The organism is Terriglobus roseus (assembly GCF_900102185.1).
Taxonomy (GTDB): domain Bacteria; phylum Acidobacteriota; class Terriglobia; order Terriglobales; family Acidobacteriaceae; genus Terriglobus; species Terriglobus roseus_A.
On the sequence record NZ_LT629690.1, the window covers coordinates 3,918,897 to 3,943,464 of the forward strand.

Consider the following 24,568-nt stretch of genomic DNA (forward strand, 5'->3'; position numbering starts at 1 on the left):
CGTTTTCTGTGGGGTTTCTACCAAAACGTACAATATTGCAATGCAGTTTCCCGTAACCCGCATGCGCCGTCTGCGCCGTACTGAAGCGATGCGTTCGCTGACTCGCGAGACTTTCCTGCAGCCTTCCCAGTTCATCTATCCGCTGTTTATCTGCCCGGGCGAAGGGGTACGTAAGCCGATCAGCAGCATGCCGGGTGTCTTCAATCTGTCCATCGACGAAGCGCTGAAGGAAGCCGCAGAATGTGCCAGCCTTGGCATTGGTGGTTTGCTCTTGTTTGGTCTTCCTGAGAGCAAAGATCCTGAAGGTAGCGGAGCTTATGCGGACGACGGCATTGCGCAACGCGCCTTGCGTGCTCTGAAGGCTGACTCGTCGTTGCGGTCGCTGGTGATGATCGCCGACACGTGTCTCTGTGAGTACACCAGCCATGGTCACTGCGGTCCTCTGACCGGCAACGGAAACGACTGTACCGTGGACAACGACGCCACGCTACCTCTGCTGGCAAAGACAGCCGTATCGCAGGCTCGAGCTGGCGCCGACATCATCGCTCCAAGCGACATGATGGACGGCCGCGTAGCCGCTATCCGAGAAGCGTTGGATGAAGCCGGATTCACGGAAACTCCCATCATGAGCTATGCAGCGAAATTCGCGTCGGCGTTTTACGGGCCGTTCCGTGAGGCTGCCGATTCCACTCCGCAGATGGGTGATCGCCGTGGTTACCAAATGGCCGGTGGCAACGTGCGCGAAGCCATGCGCGAAATCGAACTCGATGTAGCGGAAGGCGCAGACATGTTGTTGGCGAAGCCGGCTGGCCCCTACCTGGACGTGATCCGGGCCACTCGCGAGCGCTTCGATCTGCCTTTGGGCGCATACCAGGTCAGCGGCGAATACAGCATGTTGCATGCGGCATTCGAACGCGGCTGGCTCGATAAGGATCGCGCGATGATGGAGAGCCTACTTGCAATTCGTAGAGCAGGAGCGGATTTCATAGTCACCTATTTTGCGAAAGAAGCATCTCAGCGTTTGCGCTGAAAAGAAAATAAAACACCGCAATAGATACCCCCTATGGGGGATGGGAAGGCTTCAAATCAGGCACGTACGCTCAGATGTGGACTCATTTCAGGTGTGTTACAGGACGCTCTCGCGCCACATCGTCGTCGAACACAGTACCAAAGATGAACAGGCTTCTCACGCAAACGTGAGAGAGGGGATGTAGCAAGTGCGAGGCAATCTTTTTGATCTGCTGCTGCTGCCCGTCCTCGTCATCTTTTTTGGCGTACTTCAGGCCAGTCGACCGCAGAGACGTTTCCGTTTATGGCTTGCCGGCTGGATTGGCATCCTTGTCAGCTTCCTGCTTTGGTTGCCGCAAGGCCATGGGCTGCTTGTCAGCCCGTTTTTGGAATCGCTACGCCTTGTACTTCTGTTTCTTGGCGGTCTGCTGTTTGTTTTTTCTTTCGCCGCAGATGGTCTCTCGCCTCGCGCTCTTACTTCAAAACTTGCGATGGTCACGCTGCCTGCAGCCATCATTGCGGCGGGAACTACCTACGGTTTTCAGCAGCCCGGTTATATCTTTGTCTGCATCGTAGCTGGCGAAGCCATCGGAGTTTACATTGCCTGGAGCGTGCTGGGCAGGAAATCGCCTGCTCTCCCGTGGATTTTGTTGCTTTGCATTACCGGCATTGCTGTAAAGACCGTATTGCTGGCAGCAGGCAATATCAGCGCTATTCTGGCCGGAATTCTGGTCGAGATATTTCTGGCATGCGTTGTCCTTCTGCTCGCCAGCCCTCTGCGCAAACACATTGGTGCATGGATCTGCGCGCTGGGATTTTTCGGATGGTCCACGATGTATGTGGTCTACGAGTTCATTGATATACACCCGGAGTGGGTACATTCTCTGAGCCAAATCTGGAACCTGCCAAAATACATTGCCGGCATCGGCATGATCCTGTTGGTGCTGGAGTTGGACACCTCCAAGATCAAGGTGCTCAGCGAAGAGTATCGCCTCTTGTACGAGAGCAATCCGCAGCCCATGTGGATTTACGATCTGGCAACCGGCAAATTCCTTTCCATAAACGACGCCGCAGTACAGGTGTACGGCTATCCGCGGGAAGAATTTCTCGGCATGACCCTGTACGACATCATGCCGGAGCAGGAACAGACTCGACTTCGCGACACGATAAACGCTCCCATTCCGGACGGGCGGCAATACTGGCGTCACGTACGCAATGACGGAACCATCTTTGATGTGGACATCTCTGGACACGACGTCATGTTTCAGGGGCGCAAAGCGCGCTTCATCATGGCCATGGACATCACCGAGCAGGAACGCACAAACCGTGAGCTGGTCTATCGTGCACAGCACGATCCGCTGACTGGTCTTGCGAACCGGATGTTGCTTGAAGATCGTGCACAACAGGCGATTGCCCGTTCCGCACGCGACGGCAACAAGGTGGCACTGCTCACGCTGGACATTGATCGCTTCAAACAGATCAATGACACCTATGGCCACATGGTGGGCGACGAGTGTCTCAAAGAAATTGCCAGCCGACTTCAGTCACGGGTGCGCGATGCGGATACCCTGGCTCGCACCGGTGGTGAAGAATTCACCGTAATGATCGGCGGCCTGCCCTCAGCACGAGGTGCTACGGGCGCAGCAAATGCATTGCTGAGCTCGCTCACGCATCCACTGAAGCTCAGCAACAATGAGATCGCAGTCTCCATGAGCATTGGCATTGCACTGTACCCCGACGATGGCCTGGAACTGGACACCATCCGCAAGCGATCTGACAGTGCTCTCTACAAAGCGAAACGCATGGGCGGTGGTTGCGCCGTCATGGCCAACGAACAGAACGAAATGGAGACCCACTCGGCCACTGAGGTTGAAGTTGCTCTTCGCAACGCACTCTCAACCAGTCAGCTCGAGGTCTATTACCAGCCCATCTACAACAACATTGGGCACCTGTCGCGTGTGGAAGCGCTCATCCGCGGCGTAGACGAATTCCTTCGCAAGACTGGACCTGCTGTCTTCATTCCCGTTGCCGAAGAGAGCGGACTGATCCTCCCGTTGGGCCAATGGGTGCTGAACGAATCCTGCCGTCAGATGGCTGAATGGCGGGCAATGGGCATAGCTTCCTTCCAATTGGCCGTAAACGTATCGGCACGCCAGCTTGTGCAGCCAAGCTTTGCAGAGAAGGTGTTGCAGACGTTGCAGAGGCACCAGTTGCCACCTCAGATCCTGCACCTGGAGCTGACAGAAACCACGCTGATGAACGACTTCAGCAGCATGATTCACAGCATGAAGCGGCTGGCAGAGGCAGGCGTTCTGTTCTCCATCGACGACTTCGGCACAGGCTACTCGTCACTGGCTCGACTCAGCGAACTTCCCATCTCCGCTGTAAAAATCGACCGCTCGTTCGTGCTGAAGCTGCACGATAACGCGCCTTCCGTCGGCATCGTTCGCGCGATCGTTCACATGTCGCGCCATCTGAATCTTGAGATTGTGGCAGAAGGCGTTGAGACCGCTGATCACGTTCGCATTTTGCGCGAACTGGGTTGCGACCTCTTTCAGGGGTTCTATCTCGGCAGGCCACTGTCACCAGAAGCGTTGGTGGAGAAAGCCCGCCGAGACGCGTTGGCAACGCCGTTCCAGGACTCGCCTGCAGCGCGCCTCTCAGGCGAGCGCCGCGCTGCAGAAGCAAACGCCGAATAACCTATCTACGCAAAAGACATTACGCCTGGAAGGGCGATGCACCGGCGTTTTCCAACCACGGATACGTCGTTGCAGCACCATTGTTCTTCCAATGGAATGGGGTGCGCGAATCGGTCCAGTCCGTCGGCTCTGCTTGCGGTTTCTGCCCAGCCAGTGCAAAGGCCTCACGAATCGCAGACTTTGCGCGCGCGTCGATGCTACGGGGATCAGGTGACACCAACAAAATGGATCCGCTCGCTGCCACAGCATGCAGCCACGCTTCTGTCTGCTGCCATGGAATGTCCGGGGTGAACGGCACACAATCAGCATCCGTTCGATAGAAGACACGGTCCTGCGGCAAGCGGAACGCAAGCGTGTTCACGCCCATGCGACGAGTGCGTTCCCAATCGCGTCCGCTTGTATCGTCCCCGGTACGCGATGCGTCAAAAATGCCAACCGAAAGATGGCCGATTGTGTTGCAACCAAGAATGATGCGTTCATCGTCTGCGGTCTCGCGAATGTCCTGGTAGAGTTCGCGAATGATCTCCGCATTGGTGCGACTGCGATCATGGAAGCTCCAACCTTCGCGTGTTGGCGACGAACCAAAATCCTTGCCCCATCCACCCAGCAACTCATACGTAGTGAAGTCGTGTTTCAGGAAGTCGAAGCCCCAATCGCGTGCCTGCTTCACCACATGCAACACCTGTTCACGCGCTTCAGGAACCGTTGGGTCATACGCAAGATCACGAGTTGACTGACGCCAGTGCTTCGCCGGCAACAGCCATTCCTCACGCGTGCCACTCTTCGCCTGCAAAGGGCGAATCCAGATGCCGGGAGCAACGCCGCGTTGATGAATATCCTCCGCCAACTGGTGCAGCGATGGAAAACGCGTCGCATCCTGATAGCCATCGTCAATGATGCAGAAGGGCGTGGCCCCACGCGAAGGCGCGATCTCACGCATCAGGTCCGCATCGCGCAGAATTCCGTCTGCAGTGTTCTTGCCGTACGCGTAGTACCAGTCGTTAGAACCGTACAAAACATCCAGCGCATAATGGCCTCGCTGGGTTGGGATCTCAATGCCTGCGGCCAGCTTCCGGCATAGGCTCTTCGTCGCATTCCACGGACTCTGCTGCGTTGGTGCAAGGACTACAACAGACGCCAATGCAACTACGCGATCCGTCAGCACAACACCATTGCCGCCATTGCGAACATCCAGCCACAGCGAGATACCTTCGCTATCCACTTGCCAAAAAGCCAATGCGGAACAACCGGTCTTCACTCCCACACCGGCGGTCACACCGCCGTGCGACGCCAGCAGATACCACGGCAGAACTCGCTCCGGTTGCAGAGGTAGCCATGCCAGGTCGCCGTAAGAACGTTCCCACGCATCGCCAAGCACCTTCACTTCCTCTGAAATCTTTCCTTGCCAGCGAAGATGAATCCTTTGCACAGGCATCTGCGGTGCGTGAAGCGTGATATCCACCGCATCTGCGTGATCCGCGATTCCAAGCTCAAGCCCTGCTGTTGTCCAACGATTCCCGCTCTTTTCCAGACCGACAAACGTCTTCTCATCTTTTACTTGCACGCGGACCAGATCCGGTTGGCGCAACAGTTGTTGCAAAGGCGAAGCGACCTTCACGGCAGCAGCAGACAGAACACGCGTACTACCACCTGAAACAGCAACCAATGATCCAGCCTGCAGAAAACGACGTCGATTGAGCATAGGGAAAATGCTACATGGCAACACATCTTTCCCCCACATGAAAGCTTTTCCGTATTTTCATTGCGGATTCGGCTGACTGACCGTACCGTGAAAGAACGCATGGGAATTCCGCAAAAGCAGGAAGAGATCGGCGTTACGACGGTTGAGCCCAACGACTACCGGCACCTGGTGCAGCCCTACAAAGATCGCCCCACAGTAGAGCTGAAGCAGGGCGAGGTGGCATGCCCGTTCTGCGGCAATCCGCAGTTTCGGCGTTCGCGACTGCGTTTTATGGATTTGTTTGAAGTGCTGATGCTGCGCTATCCGGTGCGATGCACCCGCTGCGCCAAGCGTCAGTTCACAGATATTTACATCGCTTTGTTGTCGTATCCCGCGAAGTTCCACGGCGGTAGCGTTGCCCAAGGCGATACATCGTGGAAGGAATGGACCGATCGTTCCACGCCCATTACCAAGGCTTCCAGTAGCTCCTCGGCAAGGGGCACCGCTTCTCACGAAGACGTCGCTTAAGCATTCGCAAGTACAAAGGGCACAGCCAAAGCTGTGCCCTTTTTCATATGAAAAGAACTACGCCTGCTTCATCGCTGCAATGGCTTCTTCTCGCGCCTTGCGCAGCGTGGGCACCCATTCATGTCCAGCGGATGGCGTGAACTCCATGCAGATGTAACGGTCATACTTCAAACGCGCCAGTTCCTTGTAGATGTTCGTGTAGAAGACTTCGCCAGTACCCGGCTCATGGCGTCCCGGAACATCGGCAATGTGAACCAGACCCACCTGATCCACATTCTTGGTCAGCTTCTCAATCAGGTTTCCGGCCTGCTTCTGCTCATGGTAGAAGTCGTACAACACCTTTACCTTGGGGTTGCCGACAAGACGCGTGATCTCAAACGCATCTGCCACGCTGGGCACTGCCTCCTGCTTGTACTCAAGCCAGTCGATCGGCTCCAACACAATCTCGATATCGTCTTTCGCGCACAAATCAGCTGCATACTTCAACGTGTCCACAATCGCATCGCGGCGCTGTTCCGGAGTCTGCGATGGCACGCGCGTGTAGGCCGTATAGATGAACTGGTTGCAGCCCAGCTGCTTTGCGCCAGGAATGGCCTTCTTAATGTCCTCCGTCAACGCATCGCGCTTCGAGTGATCGGACAGCGCATTGCGCCCCGGCACAGCCGAGTCAATCGTGATGCCGTACTTGTCCTTGGCAGCAAGAGCCGTCTTCCACTCTGCGGGGGTCCACTTCTCGTATTCGTTACCCACTTCCGCGCCGGTATAACCAGCTTCCGCCACGCGCTGCAGCTTCTGTTCAAACGATAGAGTCCTGTCCATCGTCCACAGCATTACAGAGAATTTGTGGCCATCATTTGCGGCAACAGTGTTGGCTGGCTCCGCAAACAGGTTCGCAGAAGGCAACATGGTTGCGGCAGCTGCGCCAAAAGAAAGCTTATGAAAATCGCGGCGGTTCATCGTGTCTCCGTCATTCGGTGCGTGTGTGTTGCTTATGCGGTTCGTGCCGCCGCGAGCGCTTCCTCTCGTGCAGCCTTCAGTTCAGCCGTGGTATCGCTCAGCGGATAGAACTCCATGCAGATGTAACCGCTGTAATTCAAACGCGCAAGTTCACGGTAGATATTGGCGTAGTTCATCTCACCTGTCCCTGGACGATGTCGTCCCGGAACATCAGCAATATGCACCGTTGCTGTGAGGTCGATGTTCTTCCGCAGCGTCTCAATCACGTTCCCTGTGCCGCGTTGCTCATGGTACAGGTCGTACAACACTTTGATCCGCGGATCATTCAACGCACGAACCAGCGCAAACCCGTCGAACGCCGAGTTGATCGCCAGCTTTGCGTTTTCCAACACATCGATCGGTTCCAGCAGAATCGCAATCTTGGCATCGCCCAGTGCATCCGCGGCAATCTTCAATCCATCGGAGATTGCAGCCCACTCCTGTTCACGAGTTGCCCCTGGGATATGTGGTCCAGAGTTGAACGAGAACTGTTTCGTGCCCAGTTCCTGCGCCACCGGAATGGCTTCCTTCACCTGCGCACGCAACAGGTCACGCTTGTCTGTGTCCGTGAGGCTCACCTTCGCCGGAAAAATCAGATCAAAGTCGATGCCCAGCGCATGGCGCTTGGCCACGATGCTGCGCATCTCCTGTGGTGTCCAGCTACGCCACTCATCTACCAGTTCCGCGCCCGTGTAACCAGCGGCGGCAAGCATCTCTAACCGTTGCTCCATGGGAACCTTGCGGTTCAGATTCCAGAGCATGGAAGAAAAACGCCACGATGGCGCACCGGGCGCGAAATTACCGGCCCTCATTGGTTCGCGACGATTCATCCTTGGCCTCCCCGCACGGGGAGCAAGTATAAAGGAGAGCACAGGAAATATCGGCTTCTTGCTGCTGCCTGCGAAATGGAGTGTCCTACCCGGCGTGAAAAACGCATATAGAAAAGCTTTGCAATGGAGCATGGGATTGCTTCCGCTCGGCGTGATGTTGACCGCCGCAGCTCAGTTCCCACGATCGATCACGGAACCCACCGCCGTAGATCGCGGCTCGAAGATTTGGGCCAAAGATTGCGCTCGTTGCCACGGTGCAGATGCCAAAGGCACCAATGCAGCGCCAGATATGATCCGCAGCACGGTGATCCTGCATGATCGCCGTGAAAACCTCCGCGGCAAAGAGCTCGCGCCGTTCCTGAAAACCTCTGCACCGCATAATTTCAACTACAGCGACAAGGAAGCCAGCGACATTTCGCAGTTCTTGTCCGCGCAGATCAACAAGATTCTGCGCAGCGGCTACAACGACAAGCCGCAGGGCCTGACCTCAGGCGATCTGGAAGCAGGCAAGGCTTACTTCAACGGCCAGGGTGAATGCGCCAAGTGCCACTCCGTCACCGGCGATCTTGCTGGTGTGGGCAAGCGCTATAGCCCTGCGACGCTGCAACAGAAGATCGTCTTCCCGCAGGGCGGCCTGGGCAAGAAGGCTCCTGTGGAAGTGACCGTGAAGATGCCCACGGGCGAGACGGTCTCCGGCACGCTTGTCAGCATGGATGACTTCACCGCAACCGTGAAGCACCAGGACGGTAGCGTGGAATCCGTCAACATCGTCGCCGGCAGCAAAGTCAGCGTAAAGAATCCTTATGCGGAGCACGAAGCCCTCGTTCACCGCCTGACCGACGCGGACATGCACAACCTGACCACCTATCTGGACACACTGCAATGAAGCGTCTCTGCCTTACCAGCCTGCTCCTTGCCTCCGCGTCGCTGCTGCACGCGCAGGCGCCCGCCACCACCAAGCCCATGCACGCTGCCGTTAAGACAGCCGTACCCTCTGGCACCGTTGGCACACTCGACGGCGGCGAATGGACCACCTACAACGGCGACTACTCCGGCCGCCGCTACAGCCCGTTGACCAAGCTCACGCCGCTGAACGTGAAGAACCTGCAGCTAGCGTGGACCATGCGCATCACCACCACCACCGGTGGGGGAAAACGCATCAGCGCCACACCGCTCTCCATCAACGGCGTGCTGTACTTCACCGTACCCAGCCACGCATGGGCCGTGGACGCCCGCACCGGCAAGACGCTATGGCAATTTGACTGGCCCAGCAAGGGCGGCGAAACCATTGGCAATCGCGGTGGTGCCGTAAAGGGTGACACGTTCTACTTCGAGACGGAAGACTGCAATCTCGTCGCGCTCGACATCAAGACCGGCAAGGAGAAGTGGCACTCCCCGATTGGCGATCCGGATAAGTTCAACTTCGGTTCCGTCGCGCCAGTTATCGTGGGCAACCACGTGATGGTGGGCATCAGTGGCGACGACTTTGACGTTCCCGGCTACATCGAAGCGCACGACGCCACTACCGGCGAGCGGCAGTGGCGCTTCTATACCCATCCCGAGCCCGGCACGCCCGAAGCCAAAACCTGGCCCAATGACGAAGCCATGACGCACGGCGGTGGCATGACGTGGGTTGCCGGAACCTACGACCCGGAACTGAACCTTTACTACTTCGGAACCGGCAATGCGCAGCCCGTCATTGCAGGCAGCAAGCGCCCCGGCGACAACCTGTACACCGGCACCATCTGCGCGCTGAACCCGGACACCGGCAAGCTCGTATGGTATTTCCAGCCCAACCCGCACGACACCCACGACTGGGACGCGGTGCAGACGCCCATCCTGATCGACGGGGTCGTCGACGGCAAGCCGCGCAAGCTTTTGGCACAGGCAAGCCGTAACGGCTGGTACTTCCTCATCGACCGCACCAACGGCAAAGTGCTGAAGTCCACGCCTTGGTCCTGGCAGAACTGGACCTCCGGGGTGAAGGAAAACGGCCAGCCCATCGTCAATCCGGAGAAGGTGGCCCAGCCAAACGGCGTGATCGTGATGCCCGCACAGGGTGGCGCGGCCAACTGGTTCCCACCCAGCTACAGCCCGAAGACCGGCCTCTTCTACGTACTGGCGTCGGACTCCGCCAGCATCTACTACCTTTTCGACACCAGCGATAAACCCGAAGGCTGGGCTGGTAACGACCGCTTCGGCATGCAGAAGAACTACCTTCGCGCGCTGGACTACCGCACAGGCAAAACCAGATGGGAACATCTCTTTCCCTCCTCCGGTGCGCGTTCCGGCATCCTTACCACCGCCAGCAACCTGCTCTTCGCAGGCGACACCACATCGAACCTTGTCGCCTTCAATGCCACAAACGGAACCATCCTGTGGCATGCAGGTCTCGGCGGCCCAGCCACCAACGGCCCCATCACCTTCGAGCTGGATGGACTGCAATACGTCGTAATCGCTGCAGGCGACACCATGTACAGCTTCGTCCTGCGCTAAACCACGCACTCTAAAACAAGGCCCGCGTCTCCAACCGGAGATGCGGGCCTTTCTCTTTTCTCTGAACAATCACTTGATTTAGTTCGCATCGCGAATGATATGCTTCGCACGCCGACAACGAACCACCCGCCGTCGCAGCGAAACTTCCGCGGAGCCGCAATCCATGCCTGTCCTCTTAAACCGTCGCAACTTCCTGTCCGCCGCTGCGGCTATTTCTTCTTCACCGTGGAGCAATGCTGCCGCAGCTATGCAGCCGGACCGCCCCACGGGCATCGCTCCGCTGAAGATTGAAGCTGTTGACCTGCTGGAACTCCACGGCCAATACCAGCAGCAGGCAGGCATCAACAAGCAGGCGCAGGTCAATCCTGAGGACATCTACGAAAGCCTGCGGCCGCCTGTCTACAGCGACCGCCCCGGCGAAGAACGCACCGTCAAGTATGAGGCGATCTACCTCCGCATTCGCGCCACTGGCGGACTCGAGGGCCTCTACGGCCCCATCGAGAAAGAACCGGCAATGGTGGTGCAGGAACGCCTTCGCCCCTTCCTCATCGGCAAGGACGCGCTGGCGGGCGAAGTCATGTGGGACCAGCTTTACCGTAGCGACCGCCACAGCCGCGACGGTTATTACATGATGGCCATCTCTGCCGTGGACAACACGCTGTGGGACCTGCGCGGCAAGGTTTACGGCGTGCCCGTCTATCGTCTTCTCGGCGGCCCATCGCGCGACAAGCTGGAAATGTACGTCAGCGCCCTCGGTAGCTCGCTGGAACTCGACAAAGTCCGCACACGCGCTCTGGAGCTGCAGAAACAGGGCTTCCGCTATCAGAAGTGGTTCATCGCCTACGGCCCCGGTTCAGGGCCGGAAGGCATGCGCAAAAACGTGGAGTTGGTGAAGACGCTCCGCGAAACACTCGGCGAAGACACCGAACTCATGTTCGACACCTACAGCGGATGGGACCAAACCTATGCGCTGGAATGGGCGCACCGCGTGGAGCCCTACCGCGTGCGTTGGATGGAGGAGGTCACGCACCCGGAAAAGATTGGCAGCTTCGCAGAGATGCACCGCAGCACCACCATCCCCATTGCCGCGGGCGAACACTTCTACGGCCGCTGGGAGGTGCAGCGCTACCTCAAAGAGAACGCGCTCTCCGTCGTACAGGCCGACCCTGAATGGTGCGGCGGCATCACCGAGCTCATCAAGATCGGCACCGTCTGCTCGCTTTACGATGTGCCCTGCATCCCGCACGGCCACAGCCTGCGCGCCGCAGCGCACACCATCTTCAGCCAGAGCCCCATGACCTTCCCGCTGGGCGAATACCTCGCCATCAAGATGCAGCACTATTACCACTTCGAGAAGAACCCAATGACAGTTGAGAACGCACACATCGCGCTGCCAACTGGCCCCGGGTTCAACGTGCAGCTCGATCCTGCAAAGATCCTCACGCAACGCACACTGGCAGAGCCTGCGTGACGGCAGCGGTGCTATCGTCATAGCACCCACACATCAGAGGTCCGTCGTGAAGCGTCTCGTCCTTGCCGCCTTTGCCCTCACCGCATCGCTCGCCGTTGCGCAAAAGGGAGCCGTCGACTACCGCCTCCCGGAGCAACAACGCTGGGCCGCGCACGCACACGCCATCACGATCACGCGCGACACGTGGGGCATTGCACACGTCAAAGGCAAGACCGATGCCGATGCTGTCTTCGGCATGATCTACACGCAGTGCGAAGACGACTTCAACCGCGTGGAGACGAACTATCTCGTATCGCTTGGCCGAGTGAGCGAAGCCGACGGCGAATCGAAGCTGTGGCAGGACCTACGTCAGCAACTCTTCATTGATCCTGTCGTTCTTAAGCGTGACTTCAACGACAGCCCTGACTGGCTGAAAGCGCTGATGGAAGCGTGGGCTGACGGTGCAAACTTCTACCTGGCAAAACACCCCGATGTAAAACCACGCGCACTGACACACTTCGAACCATGGATGGCGCTCAGCTTCACGGAAGGCTCCATTGGCGGCGACATTGAACGTGTGAACCTGAAGTCGCTGGAAGACTTCTATGGTGCTTCCTCCGCGACGAAGCAAGGCCGCATCGACACGCACAACGCCGTCGTTGCCCAGCTTGCACAGGTCAATCGCGATGTAGAACCGGGTGGTTCAAACGGCGCAGCCATTGCACCCGCGAATACTGCGAACCATCACGCATTGCTGCTCATCAATCCCCACACATCGTTCTTCTTCCGCAGCGAATTGCAGATGCAAAGTGAAGAGGGCCTGAACGCGTACGGTGCGGTTACATGGGGACAGATCTTCATCTATCAGGGCTTCAACGACCGCGTGGGTTGGATGCATACCTCATCCAACGTTGATGCCGTAGACGAATTCAAGAACACCATCGTGAAGATTGGCGATAACGTCATCGGCTACAAGTATGGCGCGGAGATAAAGCCCTTCACACGCCGCACCATCACATTGAAGTACAAAGCCGCGGACGGCTCCATGAAGTCACGCAGCTTTGAAGGCATCGCTGATCATCGCGGCCCCATCGTGCGCAAAGACGGCGAACAGTGGGTCTCAGTACAGCTGATGAACATTCCTATTAAGGCTCTGGAGCAGAGCTTCCTTCGCACGAAGGCGCGTAGCTACGGCGAATACAAAAAGACGATGGAGTTGATGGCGAATTCGTCCAACAACACCATCTTCGCCAGCGCCGACGGCGACATCGCTTATTGGCACGGCAACTACATTCCAGAGCGCGACACGCGCTTTGACTACACCAAGCCCGTTGACGGCACTAATCCCGCTACTGACTGGCAGGGCCTCACCTCGTTGGAACAGATTCCGCAGCTTCGCAATCCCCACAGTGGCTGGATTGAGAACGTAAACAATGCACCGTGGAGCGGTTCAGGCGAAAGCTCGCTGAAGAAAAAGGACTACCCGCCTTACGTGGAGCAAGGTACGGAAACCGCGCGCGGCGTTCACATGGTTAAGGTTCTTAACGATCGAAAAGACTTCACGCTGGACTCGCTGCTGACCAGCGCGTTCGATCCGTATCTTCCCTACTTCGCAACGACCATTCCTGAATTGCTGAAGGCATACGACGCACTGCCGCAGGACGCTCCACAACGCGCAAAGCTCGCACCGCAGATCGAAATCCTGCGTAAGTGGGATGACAAGTGGGCCGCCGACTCAGTCGCCACCACACTCGCTGTCTATTGGGGTGAGGCCAGCGGCACACCTGCTGCAGCAGCAGCGCGGCGCTCCGGCATGCTGTGGGAGGAATACGTAGTAGCTAATGTGCCACCCGCTGACCTGCTCGCGGGACTGCAGAAAGCCACCGACAGACTGACCGAAGACTTCGGCACATGGCAGAAGCCGTGGGGTGAAGTGAATCGGTATCAACGTTTGGATGACAGCATCGTGCCACACTTTGACGACGCACAGCCCAGCATCGCGATTCCCTTCACTGCATCCACATGGGGATCGCTCGCGGCGTTCGCAGCGCGCAGCTATCCCAACACGAAGAAGCGTTACGGCACCAGCGGAAACAGCTTCGTTGCCGTAGTTGAGTTCGGTCCGGATCGCGTCCGCGCACGCGCTGTCACGTGCGGCGGCGAAAGTGGCCACCCCGATTCGAAGCACTTTAATGACGAGCAGGATCGTTACGCCAGCGGCGACTTCCGCGAGGTGATGTACTATCCCGACCAGCTACGCGGTCATGTGGAACGCACGTACCATCCTGGTGAATAACGTGGCTTAAAGGTTGAAGAGTTCGCGCAGCCGCTTCACCTGCGCGCGCGCCACTGGAATCTCAGTGTGTTTGCGGTCGTCCATGCGCAATAAGTAGCTGGATTTGAACCACGGCACCACTTCGCGGATGTGCTGAATGTTCACCACAAAGCTGCGATGCGCACGCCAGAACGTCTCTGGATCGAGCTGATCCAAGAGTTCTTCCAGCGTGCGGACGTTACTCATGCCTTCCAGCGTTGGTGTCACAACAGAGATGGCGCCTTCTTCAATGGAGGCGAAGCAGATCTCTCGCTGGTCCACCAACAACAAACGTTGTGCAGAACGGACTACGACCTTGCCGGATCGTTGTTTGGGAGCGGTTACAGCTTGCTGCGCCTGAACCTCCAGCAGCTTTAGAAGACTTTCCAGACGCTCCTCAGCGCTTGCCTGCGCAACAGGTTCAAGTTGCGTCTCGGCTGCGGCAAGCGTTTGGCCCGCACGACGCATGCGCGCCTTCTCAACCGCAAGGGCAACGCGCTTTTCTTCGAATGGCTTCAGCAGGTAATCAATGGCGTTTACTTCAAACGCGCGGACCGCGTACTGGTCAAATGCCGTGGCAAAAATGACCTCAGGCATGCGCAGCGAACGGTCTTCCATGAGCCGCTTCAACACGCCGAAGCCGTCCAGCCCGGGCATCTGTACATCCATGAACAGGACGTCCGGCGCGTGATCCAGCACGGTGGAAACTGCTTCCAATCCGTTGGAGGCTTCGGCCACCACATCGACCTCGCCAGCGCGTTCCAGCAGGTAACGGAGTTCGCGCCGCGCCAGCGCTTCATCGTCCACAATGACGGCATTCAAAGGCATTGGATATAGGGTACGCCTTTATGAATGTGCGGGGAGTACCAACGAAAATGCCGGATGCAGTGTGATTTTCTGCATCCGGCACGATTTTGTTCAGGTGCTGTGGCCTTACATGTTGGTGTGGCCGGCACGCATCTCTTCGTTGAAGGTGGGGCGCGTGAAGTCTAGCGCGTCCTGCAGGTGGTGCTCGTATTCCGCGTGGTGTGCCATCAACGGCTCTGTGCTGGAGGCGTATTCAAACTTCGGATCGAGCTTGAGGATTCCCTCGCCAGCGAGCGACTCAGCGGTCTTCTTCAACTCTTCCACCGTGGTGTTCAGGTACTGAGCATCGCGAGGGTCGGCAATCCAGACCGGTGCGCCGCCACCAAGCACGCCGCTCAGCCAGTAGATCTTGCTCAGCAGGTAATCCGCACGCTGCTGCGCGGTGGTGTCGTTAAAGATGAACTTGCCCTGCTTGGCGGAGTAGTAACGCGTGGTTACGGGAACCACCTGGCGGTTGCCGCCGCTCTTGGTAAGTTCCATCTGGCCCTGGTCCAGAATCTTGCGGACGGCGTTGTAAATAAAGCCTTCTGCAAAGGGCTGCTCCGGCGCTGCGACAACTTCAGCAAACGTCACGGTCATGCTGGCGCTGACCTTGGCCTTCAGATACTGGTCGGCAGCCGTCTTGCCGTCTTCCAGCGTTGCGCCGCCGTGCACCACGTAGGTGTCTGCACCGCTGACGGAGAGATGGAAAGGCCACTGCCAGTTCGTGAACGAAACAGGCAGGCCGCCCAGAGTTACGAAGACGTCCGGGCGCGGATTGGTGAGGCGCTTTGCCGACTCCAGCAGGTAGGCACGCACAGCAGGCGCAATGTTCGCCGCGGTGATGTCAAAGCCTGCGCTCAGTTCCAGCGTGAAGGTGTGGCCCTCGGGCGCGGAGACCAGCGCCAACGTGTACTTCTCCGTAGGAATGCCGTTGAACCCGGCCGATTCCTGCCCGTTCACCACTGCCAGACCGGCTTCTGCCGCGGCCTTCTGTACACCCTCTGCCAACTTCGTGTTCAAAGCGATTGCCATTTCCGTTCCTGTGTTTTTCTGTGCGCGCGGACCGTCCGGTTCGCCGCGAATTTCCTGCTTTTGCCTGACACTTTATGGTAACGCGAATGGGCCGAAAGGATGGCTCGCCAATCTGTCCCGCCTGCATTTGCGCCTCCGCCTCGCCCACGATGGATATATTGGCGATTAAAGTGAAATCGCGCTGGTTGCCCGTGGAAGATGACACGACTCTGGCGGAACCGGGTAAACCACTTAACAGTAAGGATTTTCGGGAGATAGCTTTGGTTTCTCGGCGTGAATTTGTTCAGGGAGCGGCTGGATTGGTGGCGGCCTCCGCTACGACACAGTTGCTGGGGCAGGCGGAGATGGATGCGAAGCCGGTGACTTCCTATCCGGATGGGCGCCCAGTAGCGCTGTTGCGGTTGAACGCCACGGATGCCGGGCCAATTCTGAAGCACGGGATGGGGCCTAACCAGTGCGATTACCTCGGAGCGCGCGAGGCGATCTGTTTTCGTTACGGCGATACGTATTACCTGCACTATGACGGCGCTGGGCCAAAGGGTTGGCTGGCGTGCCTGGCAACGAGCCGGGATTTGAAGAAGTGGAAGCTTCATGGGCCGGTGCTGGACCTTGGCGCTCCGGGAACGGATGACAGCGGAACGGCGACATCGCCATGGACGGTCTTCGATGGGCAATGGTGGCACATGTATTACGTGGGCTGCCGAACGACGACTCCGCCGCCGAACAGAATTCCTTCAGTGCCGTACTTCACGCTGACGGCGCGCAGCATGCATCCATACGGGCCATGGGAGAAGCAGACGGAGGTTGTTCCCTTTCACACGCAGCCTGGCACCTATTACGCGGATACAGCTAGTCCTGGGCAGGTTGTGAAGCAAGGGGACGAATACCTGATGTTCTTCAGCGCTGCGGCATTTCATGAGGAGGCTTCGCAGAAGAAGGTGCTGAGGCGGACGCTGTCGATTGCGCGAACGAAGGATCTGGATGGTACGTGGACGGTAGATGCAAAACCGATTCTGCCGCCGGAGCAGCAGCTTGAGAATTCCGCGCTGTATTACGAACCTACGATCGAAACATGGTTCTTGTTTGCAAACCACATTGGACTGGATGCAAGTGGCGAGTATACGGACAGCATCTGGGTGTACTGGTCGAAAGACCTGACGAAGTGGGATGCGGAGAACCGCGCGACTGTGTTGGATCGCACGAACTGCCGGTGGGCGGTGAAGTGCATCGGGATGCCATCGGTGGTGCAGGTGGGTAAGAGGCTTGCCATCTTTTACGATGCTCCGGCGCAGACTCCAGGGCACATGAAGCGCGACGTTGGATTGGCGTGGCTGGACCTGCCGTTGCGTATTCCGTCGTAGCGATTACGCCCTGGTATCGACATATAGACTTTTTTCAAGTTTGGCGGCCTTAAAGCACCTGCTCTGCAAACCCGAAAACCCCGAAGAAGCGGCTACCATAGCAGGTAATGGCGAAGCGTTCGAAAGCAGCGGAACAGGTGCAACCAGCGGAACCGGCAGAGTCGCTGGAAGACCGACTGCGCTACCAGTTTCGCAATCCTGACCTGCTGCGACTGGCGCTGACGCATAGTTCGCTGGCCTTTGAAAAAGGCGACGGCACGCCGAACCGCACCACGGAAGACAATGAGCAGCTTGAGTTTCTGGGCGATGCCGTTGTCGGCCTCATCGTTACCGAGTTGCTGATTCAGCACTTTCCCGACCGCCGTGAGGGTGACCTGACCCGCATGCGTGCCATGCTGGTAAGCGGTAAGAGCATGAGCGAGGCGGCTGTACGTCTCGGCATTGGGCGCGACCTGTTCCTGGGACGTGGCGAAGAATCCACCGGCGGGCGGACGCGTTCCAGCGTTCTGGCAGACGCCGTGGAAGCCATTGTTGCAGCAATCTTTCGCGATGCCGGTAACGCCGGTTCTGCCCCCGGCGGCGGGTTGCGCGCAGCGAAGGCGTTTGTGGAGCGCGAAATCTTCAAGCCACGTCTGACTGATCTGAAAATGGCTGCGTCGCAGGGTGCGCGTTTCGGCGGAATTGTGGGCGATTGGAAGTCCGCCTTGCAGGAGTTGCTGCAGGCGCGCGGCGAGGGGCAGCCGACGTATCGCACGCTGGAAGAGACAGGCGATGCGCACAACAAGCGCTTCCGCGTGGAAGTGCTGTTGGGCGACCGCGTAATGGGCGAGGGCGAGGGCGGTAGCAAGAAAGCCGCGCAGCAAGCTGCTGCGCATATCGCCTATGACCTGTTGAATCCTGAGATTGCGGACGGGGTAATCGCCACCGCATGATGCGACGCGCGGCCAGCTTCGTTGCCGATGCAATGGGCCAGATGGCCTCGTCGTTGGCGCGGCTTACGGTCGTGGCGCTGTTCGTCATCACATTTGTGGTTCAGCCATCGCAAATCCCAACGGGGTCAATGATTCCGACTCTGCTCGTCGGCGATTTTGTGCTCGTCAACAAGCAGGTTTACGCCGATCCCGGTCACTTTCGCTGGCTCATGCCATACCGTGATCCGCGGCGCGACGACATCATCGTCTTTCATTACCCCATCGACCCAGCCCAGCTACTGGTGAAGCGCGTGATCGCCGTTCCCGGAGATCGGGTGCATCTTCATGAGGGGCAAGTAGTGCTGAATGGCCAACCATTGAAAGAGCCGTTCGCTCTGTACACGCCCACAGGCCGTTCGCCGTATCGCGATGAGTTTCCGAATCTGCAGCGTGCTGATCCCGCCGCAGAAGCGACATGGTGGATTGAACTGCGACAACGCATCCGAGCAGGAGATCTGCCCATACCGGCGGGCCGCTATTTTGCCATGGGCGACAACCGCAACAACAGCCAGGACAGCCGCTTCTGGGGGCTTGTTCCGAGGAACTCGCTCGTTGGCGATCCGTTCCTTATCTACCTGAGCACCGCGCCCACGCCAGAGCATCCACGCGGACATCTGCGCTTCGATCGCATCGGCAGAATTGTCCGCTGAAAAATCTTTCTTGACGTTGCTGCGCTGCGTAACAGGAAATAGCTAACAAGGTTTTGGGAGGCTTTTCTGTGGCGACAACACCGGGCATTGATCAGATCAAACAAGGCATGCGCAACACGTGGATGGCGGGCGACTTTGGCGTCATTGCGAAAACTATCTCTGTGGGAGCCGAAGAGTTTGCGCACAGCCTAGGTCTACCTGCGGGCGCAAAAGTATTGGATGTAGCAACGGGAACAGGCAACGTGGCGATTCCGCTGGCACGCACAGGATGCGTTGTGACCGGCGTGGACATTGCGCCTAACCTGCTGGTGCAGGCACGCGAACGCGCCGCGGCGGAAGGCTTGGCCGTGACCTTCGACGAAGGTGATGCGGAAGCACTGCCTTATGCCGACGGAAGCTTTGACGCTGTAGTGACTATGTTCGGTGCCATGTTCGCCCCTCGGCCAGAACTGGTGGCGAAGGAGTTTGCGCGCGTTCTCAGGCCCGGTGGTCTGCTGGCGATGGCGAACTGGAATCCTGAGAGCTTTACCGGCAAGATGCTCCGCGCAGGATCGAAGCACGTTCCTCCGCCGTCGGGAATTGCGCCGCCGGTTCAGTGGGGCGATGAGGCAATCGTGCAGCAGCGCCTAGCCGACGGCTTCACGGACATCCATACGGAACTGGCCCCGATTGACTTCGATTTACCCGGCGGACCAGCGGCTGCAGTTCAACTGTTTCGCACCTATTACGGGCCCACGCATGTGGCGTTCGGACGGTTGGACGAAGCAGGACAAGCAGCCTTGGCCGCAGATCTCGTCGCTCTCTGGTCAGAGCATAACGTTGCGGACAATCCGACATCGCACACCCTGGTGCGCAACGAGTATCGCAAGGTAACGGCCCGTCGCGCTTAAGAACCGGACAGCGAGATGTTGCCATCGCCGGAATGGATCCGCAAAGAGGGACCTCCACCATTCATAGTGCCGCGCACGTGCGAGTGCCCACGATCACCGTTCGTATTGGTGAAGAACGGAAGTGACGAATTGATGCGGCCGTCGCCGGTGGTGACATCGACTTCAGCGCGCAGATCACGCGGCAGGTTGATATTGATGCTGCCGTCGCCAGTGGTCACGGACGATGAAGATGCCAGCGTAGAACCCTGCATAAGGCGCATCGTAATCGCGCCGTCGCCACTGCGCGCTTCAAACTGGTTCAATCGACCCTCCAGATTCATGCTGCCATCGCCGGTGGTGGCATAGAGCGAACCCTCAGCGCGGCGCAATGTAATGCTGCCATCGCCGGTGGTCAGTCGCAACGTCCCCACAAGCTCTTCGGCGGAGATGGCGCCGTCGCCCGTGTGCGCCGCAACACTGCCATGAAGGCCGGCGAGGGTGAGCGCACCATCACCACTCCGCAGATCCAGATCTGTTTCCGCGGGCGTCATGATGGTCACTTCCGGGGAGTTGCCGTGCCAGCCGCCGAAAAAGCTGCGCGACATCTCCTTATGCTTCAGCGCGAAGTGAATACCGTTGCCACCTTGCAGCTCCGCGACGGACCACATGGAAGGATCGCCGTTGCGATAGTCCACGCGAACGCTGACCGTGCGGCAGCCTCCACAGGAGCGCACGCGCACAGCTGCGTCGTCCACCTGCACCTGCAGCATGGGTTTTCCGTTCACGTTGTAACTCTTGTCCCATGTGGATTGGGCAGAGGCCGTGACCAAAAACGATCCCGATAAAAGCAGCGCCAGAGTGATCGATCGCATAAAACTCTCCTTACACACGCTGATACGTTTCAAACCAGCATTCCGTTCACAGATTCTGCACCATTCGCGGGGATTTTCGATAGTTCTGCACCAATAAAAAACGGCCATCCATAAGGATGGCCGTTGAGGCGATTTGTTTTGTGCGACTTCGCTAGAACTTGAAGATCGCTGCCAGTTGGAGTGAGCGTCCGCCACCCGTACCGTTTACACCGGAGCCGGAACCGGTGGTGCCGGTTACGCGACCGAAGGTGGCGCTGGTGATGGAGTTAGACGGGTTGGAGAACTGCGGTGTGTTGGTGAGCTGGAAGACGTCCATACGAACGTCCAGCGTGGTTCCTTCCATGGGCAGACCGAACGTCTTGAAGATTGACGCGTTGTTCTGGAAGAGGCCAGGACCAGTGAAGGCATTGCGTCCCGTGTTGCCAACTGTTACGCCGTTGATGATGGGGCACGTGACAGTGGTGGGTGTTGCTGTGGCATAGCCCGTGCAGCCGTTTGGCTGTGCGAACGACGTGGGGTCAAACCAGTACGCATTGTTTCCAATGCCCTTCAGCTTCTTGAACGGAGCAACAATGTTGGCGTTCTGCTGCCAGCCACTGGTGTTGATTGTGCCTCCGTTCGCCGTAACGTTGAACGGTGTGCCGCTGTAGAGCAGGACGATGCCCGAAAGCTTCCAACCGCCGATAGCCTGAGAAAGGAAGCCGGTGTTGACCCACTTCTTACCCTTACCCAACGGCAGCTCGTAGGTTACAGACTGCGAGAAGCTGTTGGTACGGTCGAAGTCGTTACGAGCGTAGTTGCGACGCAAGTCCTGGAAGAAGGTGATGGCACCATCGTCACCCTGCTGATAGCCAAGTCCCTTGCCCCAGGTGTATGACGAGTTCGAAGACAAGCCGTTGGTGAAGCGGCGGCTCAACGTGGTCTGCAGCGAGCTGTAGTTGCTGGAGAATCCGATGAACTGCTGCGTTACGCCCGCTGAGTGCTGGAACTTGATCTGCAGTGGCTGGCAAGCAGTACCGCAGTTCAGACGATCCGGCAGGTTGATGTTATTTGCTGCTCCGATACGTACGCCGTGGTTGCCAACATACGCGATGGAAAGCGAGAAGTTGGCCGGCAGGGCCTGCTGCACGGCGAAGTTGTACGAGTAGACGTAAGGATTGTGGTAGTCCTGCGGGATGTAGATATATGTCTGGTTGTTGAGCAGGCTGTTGGATGGGTCAATTTGGTAAATACCAGATGTGGGAACGACCACCGGTACAGGAGCCGGGAAGCCGCTCTGGAACGTTACCGGCTGCGAATTGGTGTTGCCAGAGCAGGTGTACTGCGCTGCGAGATAACTGCTACCGGAACCGCAGGACGTATACGCGTTGTTGGCGCGGACAGGATAGTTGTAAAGCCAGGTGTTATCGGCATACGGCATGTATGCCATGCCAATTCCACCACGCACGACTGTGTTGTCACTTACGCGATAAGCAAAGCCCGTACGAGGTGCCCAGTAGTTGAGCTGCTTCTTGTAGCCCAGGTCCATCGGATTGGCGCCCACGCCAGCGATGCGAAGCTGGTTGGTGCCCGGGTCATATTGTGAGAAGCCACCAGTTTTCGCTGGTGTGGCTGGCTGGTAGTACTCCCAACGAACGCCAAGATCAAGGGTCAGCTTGTTATTAACCTGCCACTTGTCGCCGGCAAAGCCGAAATACCACCACTGACGGAAGTCCGGGAAGTAGGTAAACAGATCGCGTCCTACGCCGCTGGGAACATCCAGCAGCATGGATGCGATGTCGTTTGCAGCACCCGTTTTGCCACCAGGAATGCTGGTCTGGTTTTGTCCGAACGTTGTTACACCACGAGGACTGTAGGTCTGACCCTGCAGTAGTCCATCGCGAACGCGGCGGATATCCACGCCCCAACGGAAGGTGTGGTTGCCCACGATTTTCGTCCAGTTATTGACGAAGTCGATGTTGGCTTCTGCACGAATCCAGGGCATCGACGGCGAGTAGCCAATGAACGGACCTGATGAGAAGGTGCCGATGTTGATGCCGAGCTGACCACTGGTCAACTGATCGACGTTGACACCGGGCGCGCCCGCTGTCGTGGCGTCGTTGGAGCCGTAATCAGCCGGCTGCGATGTGTTGCGATAGTGCGCGACGCCGAGTCGAACTTCGGTAAGCAAGGTCGACGAGAAGGCGTGATCGTAGTTCAGGCCGGTTGAGAAAGCGTTCTGATGGCCCGTACCCGCAAAACCACCACCGTTACCGGGACCACCAAGGAAGCTGGAGAAAGATGGCGCCTGGAACAACGAATAGATCTGCTGGCTGAAGCGTCCGCTGAGGTGATCCTTCGGCGTGATCTGGTAATCGATCTTCGCGTCGTAGGTATGGGCGTCCTTATAGAAGGGCGAGTTAACGAAGTAATTGTTGCTGGGCGCCGCAAGCGTGTTCAGGTTCTGATTCGGCTTTGGCAGTTTCTGCAAGAGTCCTAATGAAACGGCATTTACGCGGCCAATAGGAATCTTGTTGCCAGCGAACGGTGTACGTCCGGCACCGGTGACCGGATCACCCGTTGCGGGATCGTACACCTGTGTGGGTAGGTCGCTCAGATCAATAAAGCCGCTGCCGTTGTCTGTGTAGTACTTGGGAAACGGAATGGTAAGCGTGTTCGATGTGCGCTCGTGATCGGCGGTGCGGAAATAATCACCGTAGAAGAACAGCTTGTCCTTGATGATGGGACCGCTGATGTTGCCACCGAAGTAGTTGTAGGTGACCTTACCCGCGGAGGCAGCGAAGTACGAACGAGCGTTGAAGAAGCTGTTCTGCAGATACTCTGACGCGGAACCGTGGAACCTGTTGGAACCTGACTTCAGAGTGACGTTAGTGACGGCACCGATGGCACGACCGAGTTCCACCTGAAAGTTGTTGGTCGATGCTTCAACGGAGCCAATTGCGTCAGCAGGCGGGATCAGGATCTGCAGCAGGCCCGTGCGCATGTCATCGTCGATGCCCTCAATGTTGTAGGCATTGCCCATACGCGGGAGACCGTTGACTTCAGTCTGCAGAGTGGAACCGGCATTAAAGAATTGCGAGTGCTGGAAGGTTGCAGGTGTGGTGCCGGGAACCAGGTTCAGCAGCGACTGGAAGTTGCGGTTCACGCCCATAGGCAGTGATTCCACACTCTGCTGCTCAATCTTTGTGGAGACGTCGGCACGATCGGACTGCATCATCGGTGCCGTGTCGGTGACTTCGATCGTCTCGGTCACATTGCCGGGATTCAGATCAAAGTCAGAACGGGTGGTGTTGTTTACCAGGACGTCGACGCTGGGATGCGTCTCGCTCTGGAAACCCTGCATCTGCACGTTAACTGAGTATGCGCCCTGCGAAAGGTTCTGGAAGCTGTAGTTGCCGTTGGCGTTGGTTGTGGCTTCGTGGGTGATGTTGGTGGCTTTTTCCGTGATAGTGACCTTGGCGTTTGGAACAGCGGCGCCGGTCTTGTCCTGCACGGTGCCCAGCAGCGATCCGTTCACTGCCTGCGCCATCATCATGCCTGGGAGCATTACGGGAGCGGTGGCGCCTGCGAGCAGCATCAGGCGCACAGCATTATGCGCAAGACCTTTTCGCATGCGCGAAGAGATTTGATTGGATATCACGATACTTCCTCCGAAAGGGCTAACATCTGTGCGCTACATGTGGTCTCTGATTTCACCGCGAGGTAGGACCACTTTTTTGAAGCGGCCAATTCTAGGCATTGGTCAGACCATTGGGCAAGCACGAAATATCGACAGAAGCTGTGATTTTTTAGTCAAGAATCCAACGAGATGCGTCGAAACGTTTCATTCTCCGTTTTGTTGGAACTAGACGTCCGATGTCTATGAGATATGGAAGAAAGACACCGCAAGAAGTCCCCTCCTTCTCTGCCGGAATACAAATGTTCAACACGCAAAAAAGCGCAGGGCCTAGTGTGGCCCTGCG

At 57.7% G+C, this 24,568-nt stretch carries 18 protein-coding genes; 11 read left to right on the forward strand and 7 right to left on the reverse strand.

Translation table 11 applies throughout. From position 1 onward, the window contains the following. Nucleotides 1-40 precede the first annotated feature (40 nt). Nucleotides 41-1,030, forward strand: a complete 990-nt coding sequence (hemB, locus tag BLT38_RS16380; RefSeq protein WP_083346154.1) for a porphobilinogen synthase — start codon at nt 41-43, stop codon at nt 1,028-1,030. A gap of 187 nt (nt 1,031-1,217) precedes the next feature. Beyond that, the gene (locus BLT38_RS16385) at nt 1,218-3,707 is read left to right on the forward strand and encodes a putative bifunctional diguanylate cyclase/phosphodiesterase (protein WP_083346155.1); all 2,490 of its coding nucleotides are present in this window, start codon (nt 1,218-1,220) and stop codon (nt 3,705-3,707) included. 19 nt (nt 3,708-3,726) lie between these two features. Here the strand turns inward: BLT38_RS16385 and BLT38_RS16390 are convergent, their stop codons facing one another. Further along, a complete protein-coding gene (locus tag BLT38_RS16390) occupies nt 3,727-5,409 on the reverse strand; it encodes a hypothetical protein (protein WP_083346156.1) in 1,683 nt (560 codons plus the stop codon). Nucleotides 5,410-5,508: 99 nt separating this feature from the next. Between BLT38_RS16390 and BLT38_RS16395 the strand changes: the two genes are divergently transcribed. Next, complete coding sequence (locus BLT38_RS16395; RefSeq protein WP_083346157.1) at nt 5,509-5,916, forward strand: hypothetical protein; 408 nt, start codon at nt 5,509-5,511, stop codon at nt 5,914-5,916. Nucleotides 5,917-5,973: 57 nt separating this feature from the next. On the opposite strand, the gene BLT38_RS16400 is transcribed toward BLT38_RS16395, so the two are convergent. Both BLT38_RS16400 and BLT38_RS16405 read right to left on the reverse strand, forming a co-directional pair. Continuing rightward, the gene (locus tag BLT38_RS16400) at nt 5,974-6,873 is read right to left on the reverse strand and encodes a TIM barrel protein (protein WP_083346158.1); all 900 of its coding nucleotides are present in this window, start codon (nt 6,871-6,873) and stop codon (nt 5,974-5,976) included. Between the two features lie 32 nt (nt 6,874-6,905). After that, entirely contained in the window at nt 6,906-7,742 is an 837-nt protein-coding gene (locus BLT38_RS16405; protein WP_172838313.1) for a TIM barrel protein, read from the reverse strand. A gap of 130 nt (nt 7,743-7,872) precedes the next feature. On the opposite strand from BLT38_RS16405, the gene BLT38_RS16410 reads away from it, so the two are divergent. From BLT38_RS16410 to BLT38_RS16425, 4 genes are all read left to right on the forward strand, one after another. Beyond that, nucleotides 7,873-8,628 carry a c-type cytochrome gene (locus BLT38_RS16410; RefSeq protein ID WP_083346160.1) on the forward strand — a complete coding sequence of 252 codons (756 nt, stop codon included), beginning with the start codon at nt 7,873-7,875 and terminating at the stop codon, nt 8,626-8,628. Beyond that, nucleotides 8,625-10,238, forward strand: a complete 1,614-nt coding sequence (locus BLT38_RS16415) for an acido-empty-quinoprotein group A (RefSeq protein WP_083346161.1) — start codon at nt 8,625-8,627, stop codon at nt 10,236-10,238. Before BLT38_RS16410 ends, BLT38_RS16415 begins: the two co-directional genes overlap by 4 nt. A gap of 163 nt (nt 10,239-10,401) precedes the next feature. Beyond that, entirely contained in the window at nt 10,402-11,709 is a 1,308-nt protein-coding gene (locus BLT38_RS16420; RefSeq protein WP_083346162.1) for an enolase C-terminal domain-like protein, read from the forward strand. 46 nt (nt 11,710-11,755) lie between these two features. Continuing rightward, nucleotides 11,756-13,984 carry a penicillin acylase family protein gene (locus BLT38_RS16425; RefSeq protein ID WP_083346163.1) on the forward strand — a complete coding sequence of 743 codons (2,229 nt, stop codon included), beginning with the start codon at nt 11,756-11,758 and terminating at the stop codon, nt 13,982-13,984. Nucleotides 13,985-13,990: 6 nt separating this feature from the next. Here the strand turns inward: BLT38_RS16425 and BLT38_RS16430 are convergent, their stop codons facing one another. Then, a complete protein-coding gene (locus BLT38_RS16430; protein WP_083346164.1) occupies nt 13,991-14,830 on the reverse strand; it encodes a LytR/AlgR family response regulator transcription factor in 840 nt (279 codons plus the stop codon). Nucleotides 14,831-14,935: 105 nt separating this feature from the next. After that, a complete protein-coding gene (locus BLT38_RS16435) occupies nt 14,936-15,883 on the reverse strand; it encodes a hypothetical protein (RefSeq protein ID WP_083346165.1) in 948 nt (315 codons plus the stop codon). Nucleotides 15,884-16,143: 260 nt separating this feature from the next. Between BLT38_RS16435 and BLT38_RS16440 the strand changes: the two genes are divergently transcribed. From BLT38_RS16440 to BLT38_RS16455, 4 genes are all read left to right on the forward strand, one after another. After that, nucleotides 16,144-17,244, forward strand: a complete 1,101-nt coding sequence (locus BLT38_RS16440) for a hypothetical protein (protein WP_197674899.1) — start codon at nt 16,144-16,146, stop codon at nt 17,242-17,244. A 107-nt stretch (nt 17,245-17,351) separates the two neighbouring features. Further along, nucleotides 17,352-18,176 (forward strand): ribonuclease III, encoded by an 825-nt coding sequence (gene rnc, locus BLT38_RS16445; RefSeq protein ID WP_083346166.1) that lies wholly within the window; start codon nt 17,352-17,354, stop codon nt 18,174-18,176. Further along, nucleotides 18,173-18,865 (forward strand): signal peptidase I, encoded by a 693-nt coding sequence (lepB, locus tag BLT38_RS16450; RefSeq protein WP_083346167.1) that lies wholly within the window; start codon nt 18,173-18,175, stop codon nt 18,863-18,865. Before rnc ends, lepB begins: the two co-directional genes overlap by 4 nt. Nucleotides 18,866-18,933: 68 nt before the next feature. Beyond that, nucleotides 18,934-19,755 (forward strand): class I SAM-dependent methyltransferase, encoded by an 822-nt coding sequence (locus tag BLT38_RS16455; RefSeq protein ID WP_231966570.1) that lies wholly within the window; start codon nt 18,934-18,936, stop codon nt 19,753-19,755. Here BLT38_RS16455 and BLT38_RS16460 read toward each other — a convergent pair. Next, nucleotides 19,752-20,606, reverse strand: a complete 855-nt coding sequence (locus tag BLT38_RS16460; RefSeq protein WP_172838314.1) for a DUF4097 family beta strand repeat-containing protein — start codon at nt 20,604-20,606, stop codon at nt 19,752-19,754. The two genes, BLT38_RS16455 and BLT38_RS16460, sit on opposite strands and share 4 nt — an antisense overlap. Before the next feature lie 151 nt (nt 20,607-20,757). Then, nucleotides 20,758-24,246: a carboxypeptidase regulatory-like domain-containing protein gene (locus BLT38_RS16465; RefSeq protein WP_231966571.1), complete on the reverse strand. Its 3,489-nt coding sequence runs from the start codon at nt 24,244-24,246 to the stop codon at nt 20,758-20,760. Between the last annotated feature and the right edge of the window lie 322 nt (nt 24,247-24,568).

Bases quoted from the DNA above. Each gene is read 5' to 3' on its own strand.
- hemB (WP_083346154.1), top strand. From the start codon at position 41: ATGCAGTTTCCCGTAACCCGCATGCGCCGTCTGCGCCGTACTGAAGCG.
- BLT38_RS16390 (WP_083346156.1), bottom strand. From the start codon at position 5,409: ATGCTCAATCGACGTCGTTTTCTGCAGGCTGGATCATTGGTTGCTGTT.
- BLT38_RS16395 (WP_083346157.1), top strand. From the start codon at position 5,509: ATGGGAATTCCGCAAAAGCAGGAAGAGATCGGCGTTACGACGGTTGAG.
- BLT38_RS16400 (WP_083346158.1), bottom strand. From the start codon at position 6,873: ATGAACCGCCGCGATTTTCATAAGCTTTCTTTTGGCGCAGCTGCCGCA.
- BLT38_RS16405 (WP_172838313.1), bottom strand. From the start codon at position 7,742: ATGAATCGTCGCGAACCAATGAGGGCCGGTAATTTCGCGCCCGGTGCG.
- BLT38_RS16410 (WP_083346160.1), top strand. From the start codon at position 7,873: ATGGGATTGCTTCCGCTCGGCGTGATGTTGACCGCCGCAGCTCAGTTC.
- BLT38_RS16415 (WP_083346161.1), top strand. From the start codon at position 8,625: ATGAAGCGTCTCTGCCTTACCAGCCTGCTCCTTGCCTCCGCGTCGCTG.
- BLT38_RS16420 (WP_083346162.1), top strand. From the start codon at position 10,402: ATGCCTGTCCTCTTAAACCGTCGCAACTTCCTGTCCGCCGCTGCGGCT.
- BLT38_RS16430 (WP_083346164.1), bottom strand. From the start codon at position 14,830: ATGCCTTTGAATGCCGTCATTGTGGACGATGAAGCGCTGGCGCGGCGC.
- BLT38_RS16435 (WP_083346165.1), bottom strand. From the start codon at position 15,883: ATGGCAATCGCTTTGAACACGAAGTTGGCAGAGGGTGTACAGAAGGCC.
- rnc (WP_083346166.1), top strand. From the start codon at position 17,352: ATGGCGAAGCGTTCGAAAGCAGCGGAACAGGTGCAACCAGCGGAACCG.
- lepB (WP_083346167.1), top strand. From the start codon at position 18,173: ATGATGCGACGCGCGGCCAGCTTCGTTGCCGATGCAATGGGCCAGATG.
- BLT38_RS16460 (WP_172838314.1), bottom strand. From the start codon at position 20,606: ATGCGATCGATCACTCTGGCGCTGCTTTTATCGGGATCGTTTTTGGTC.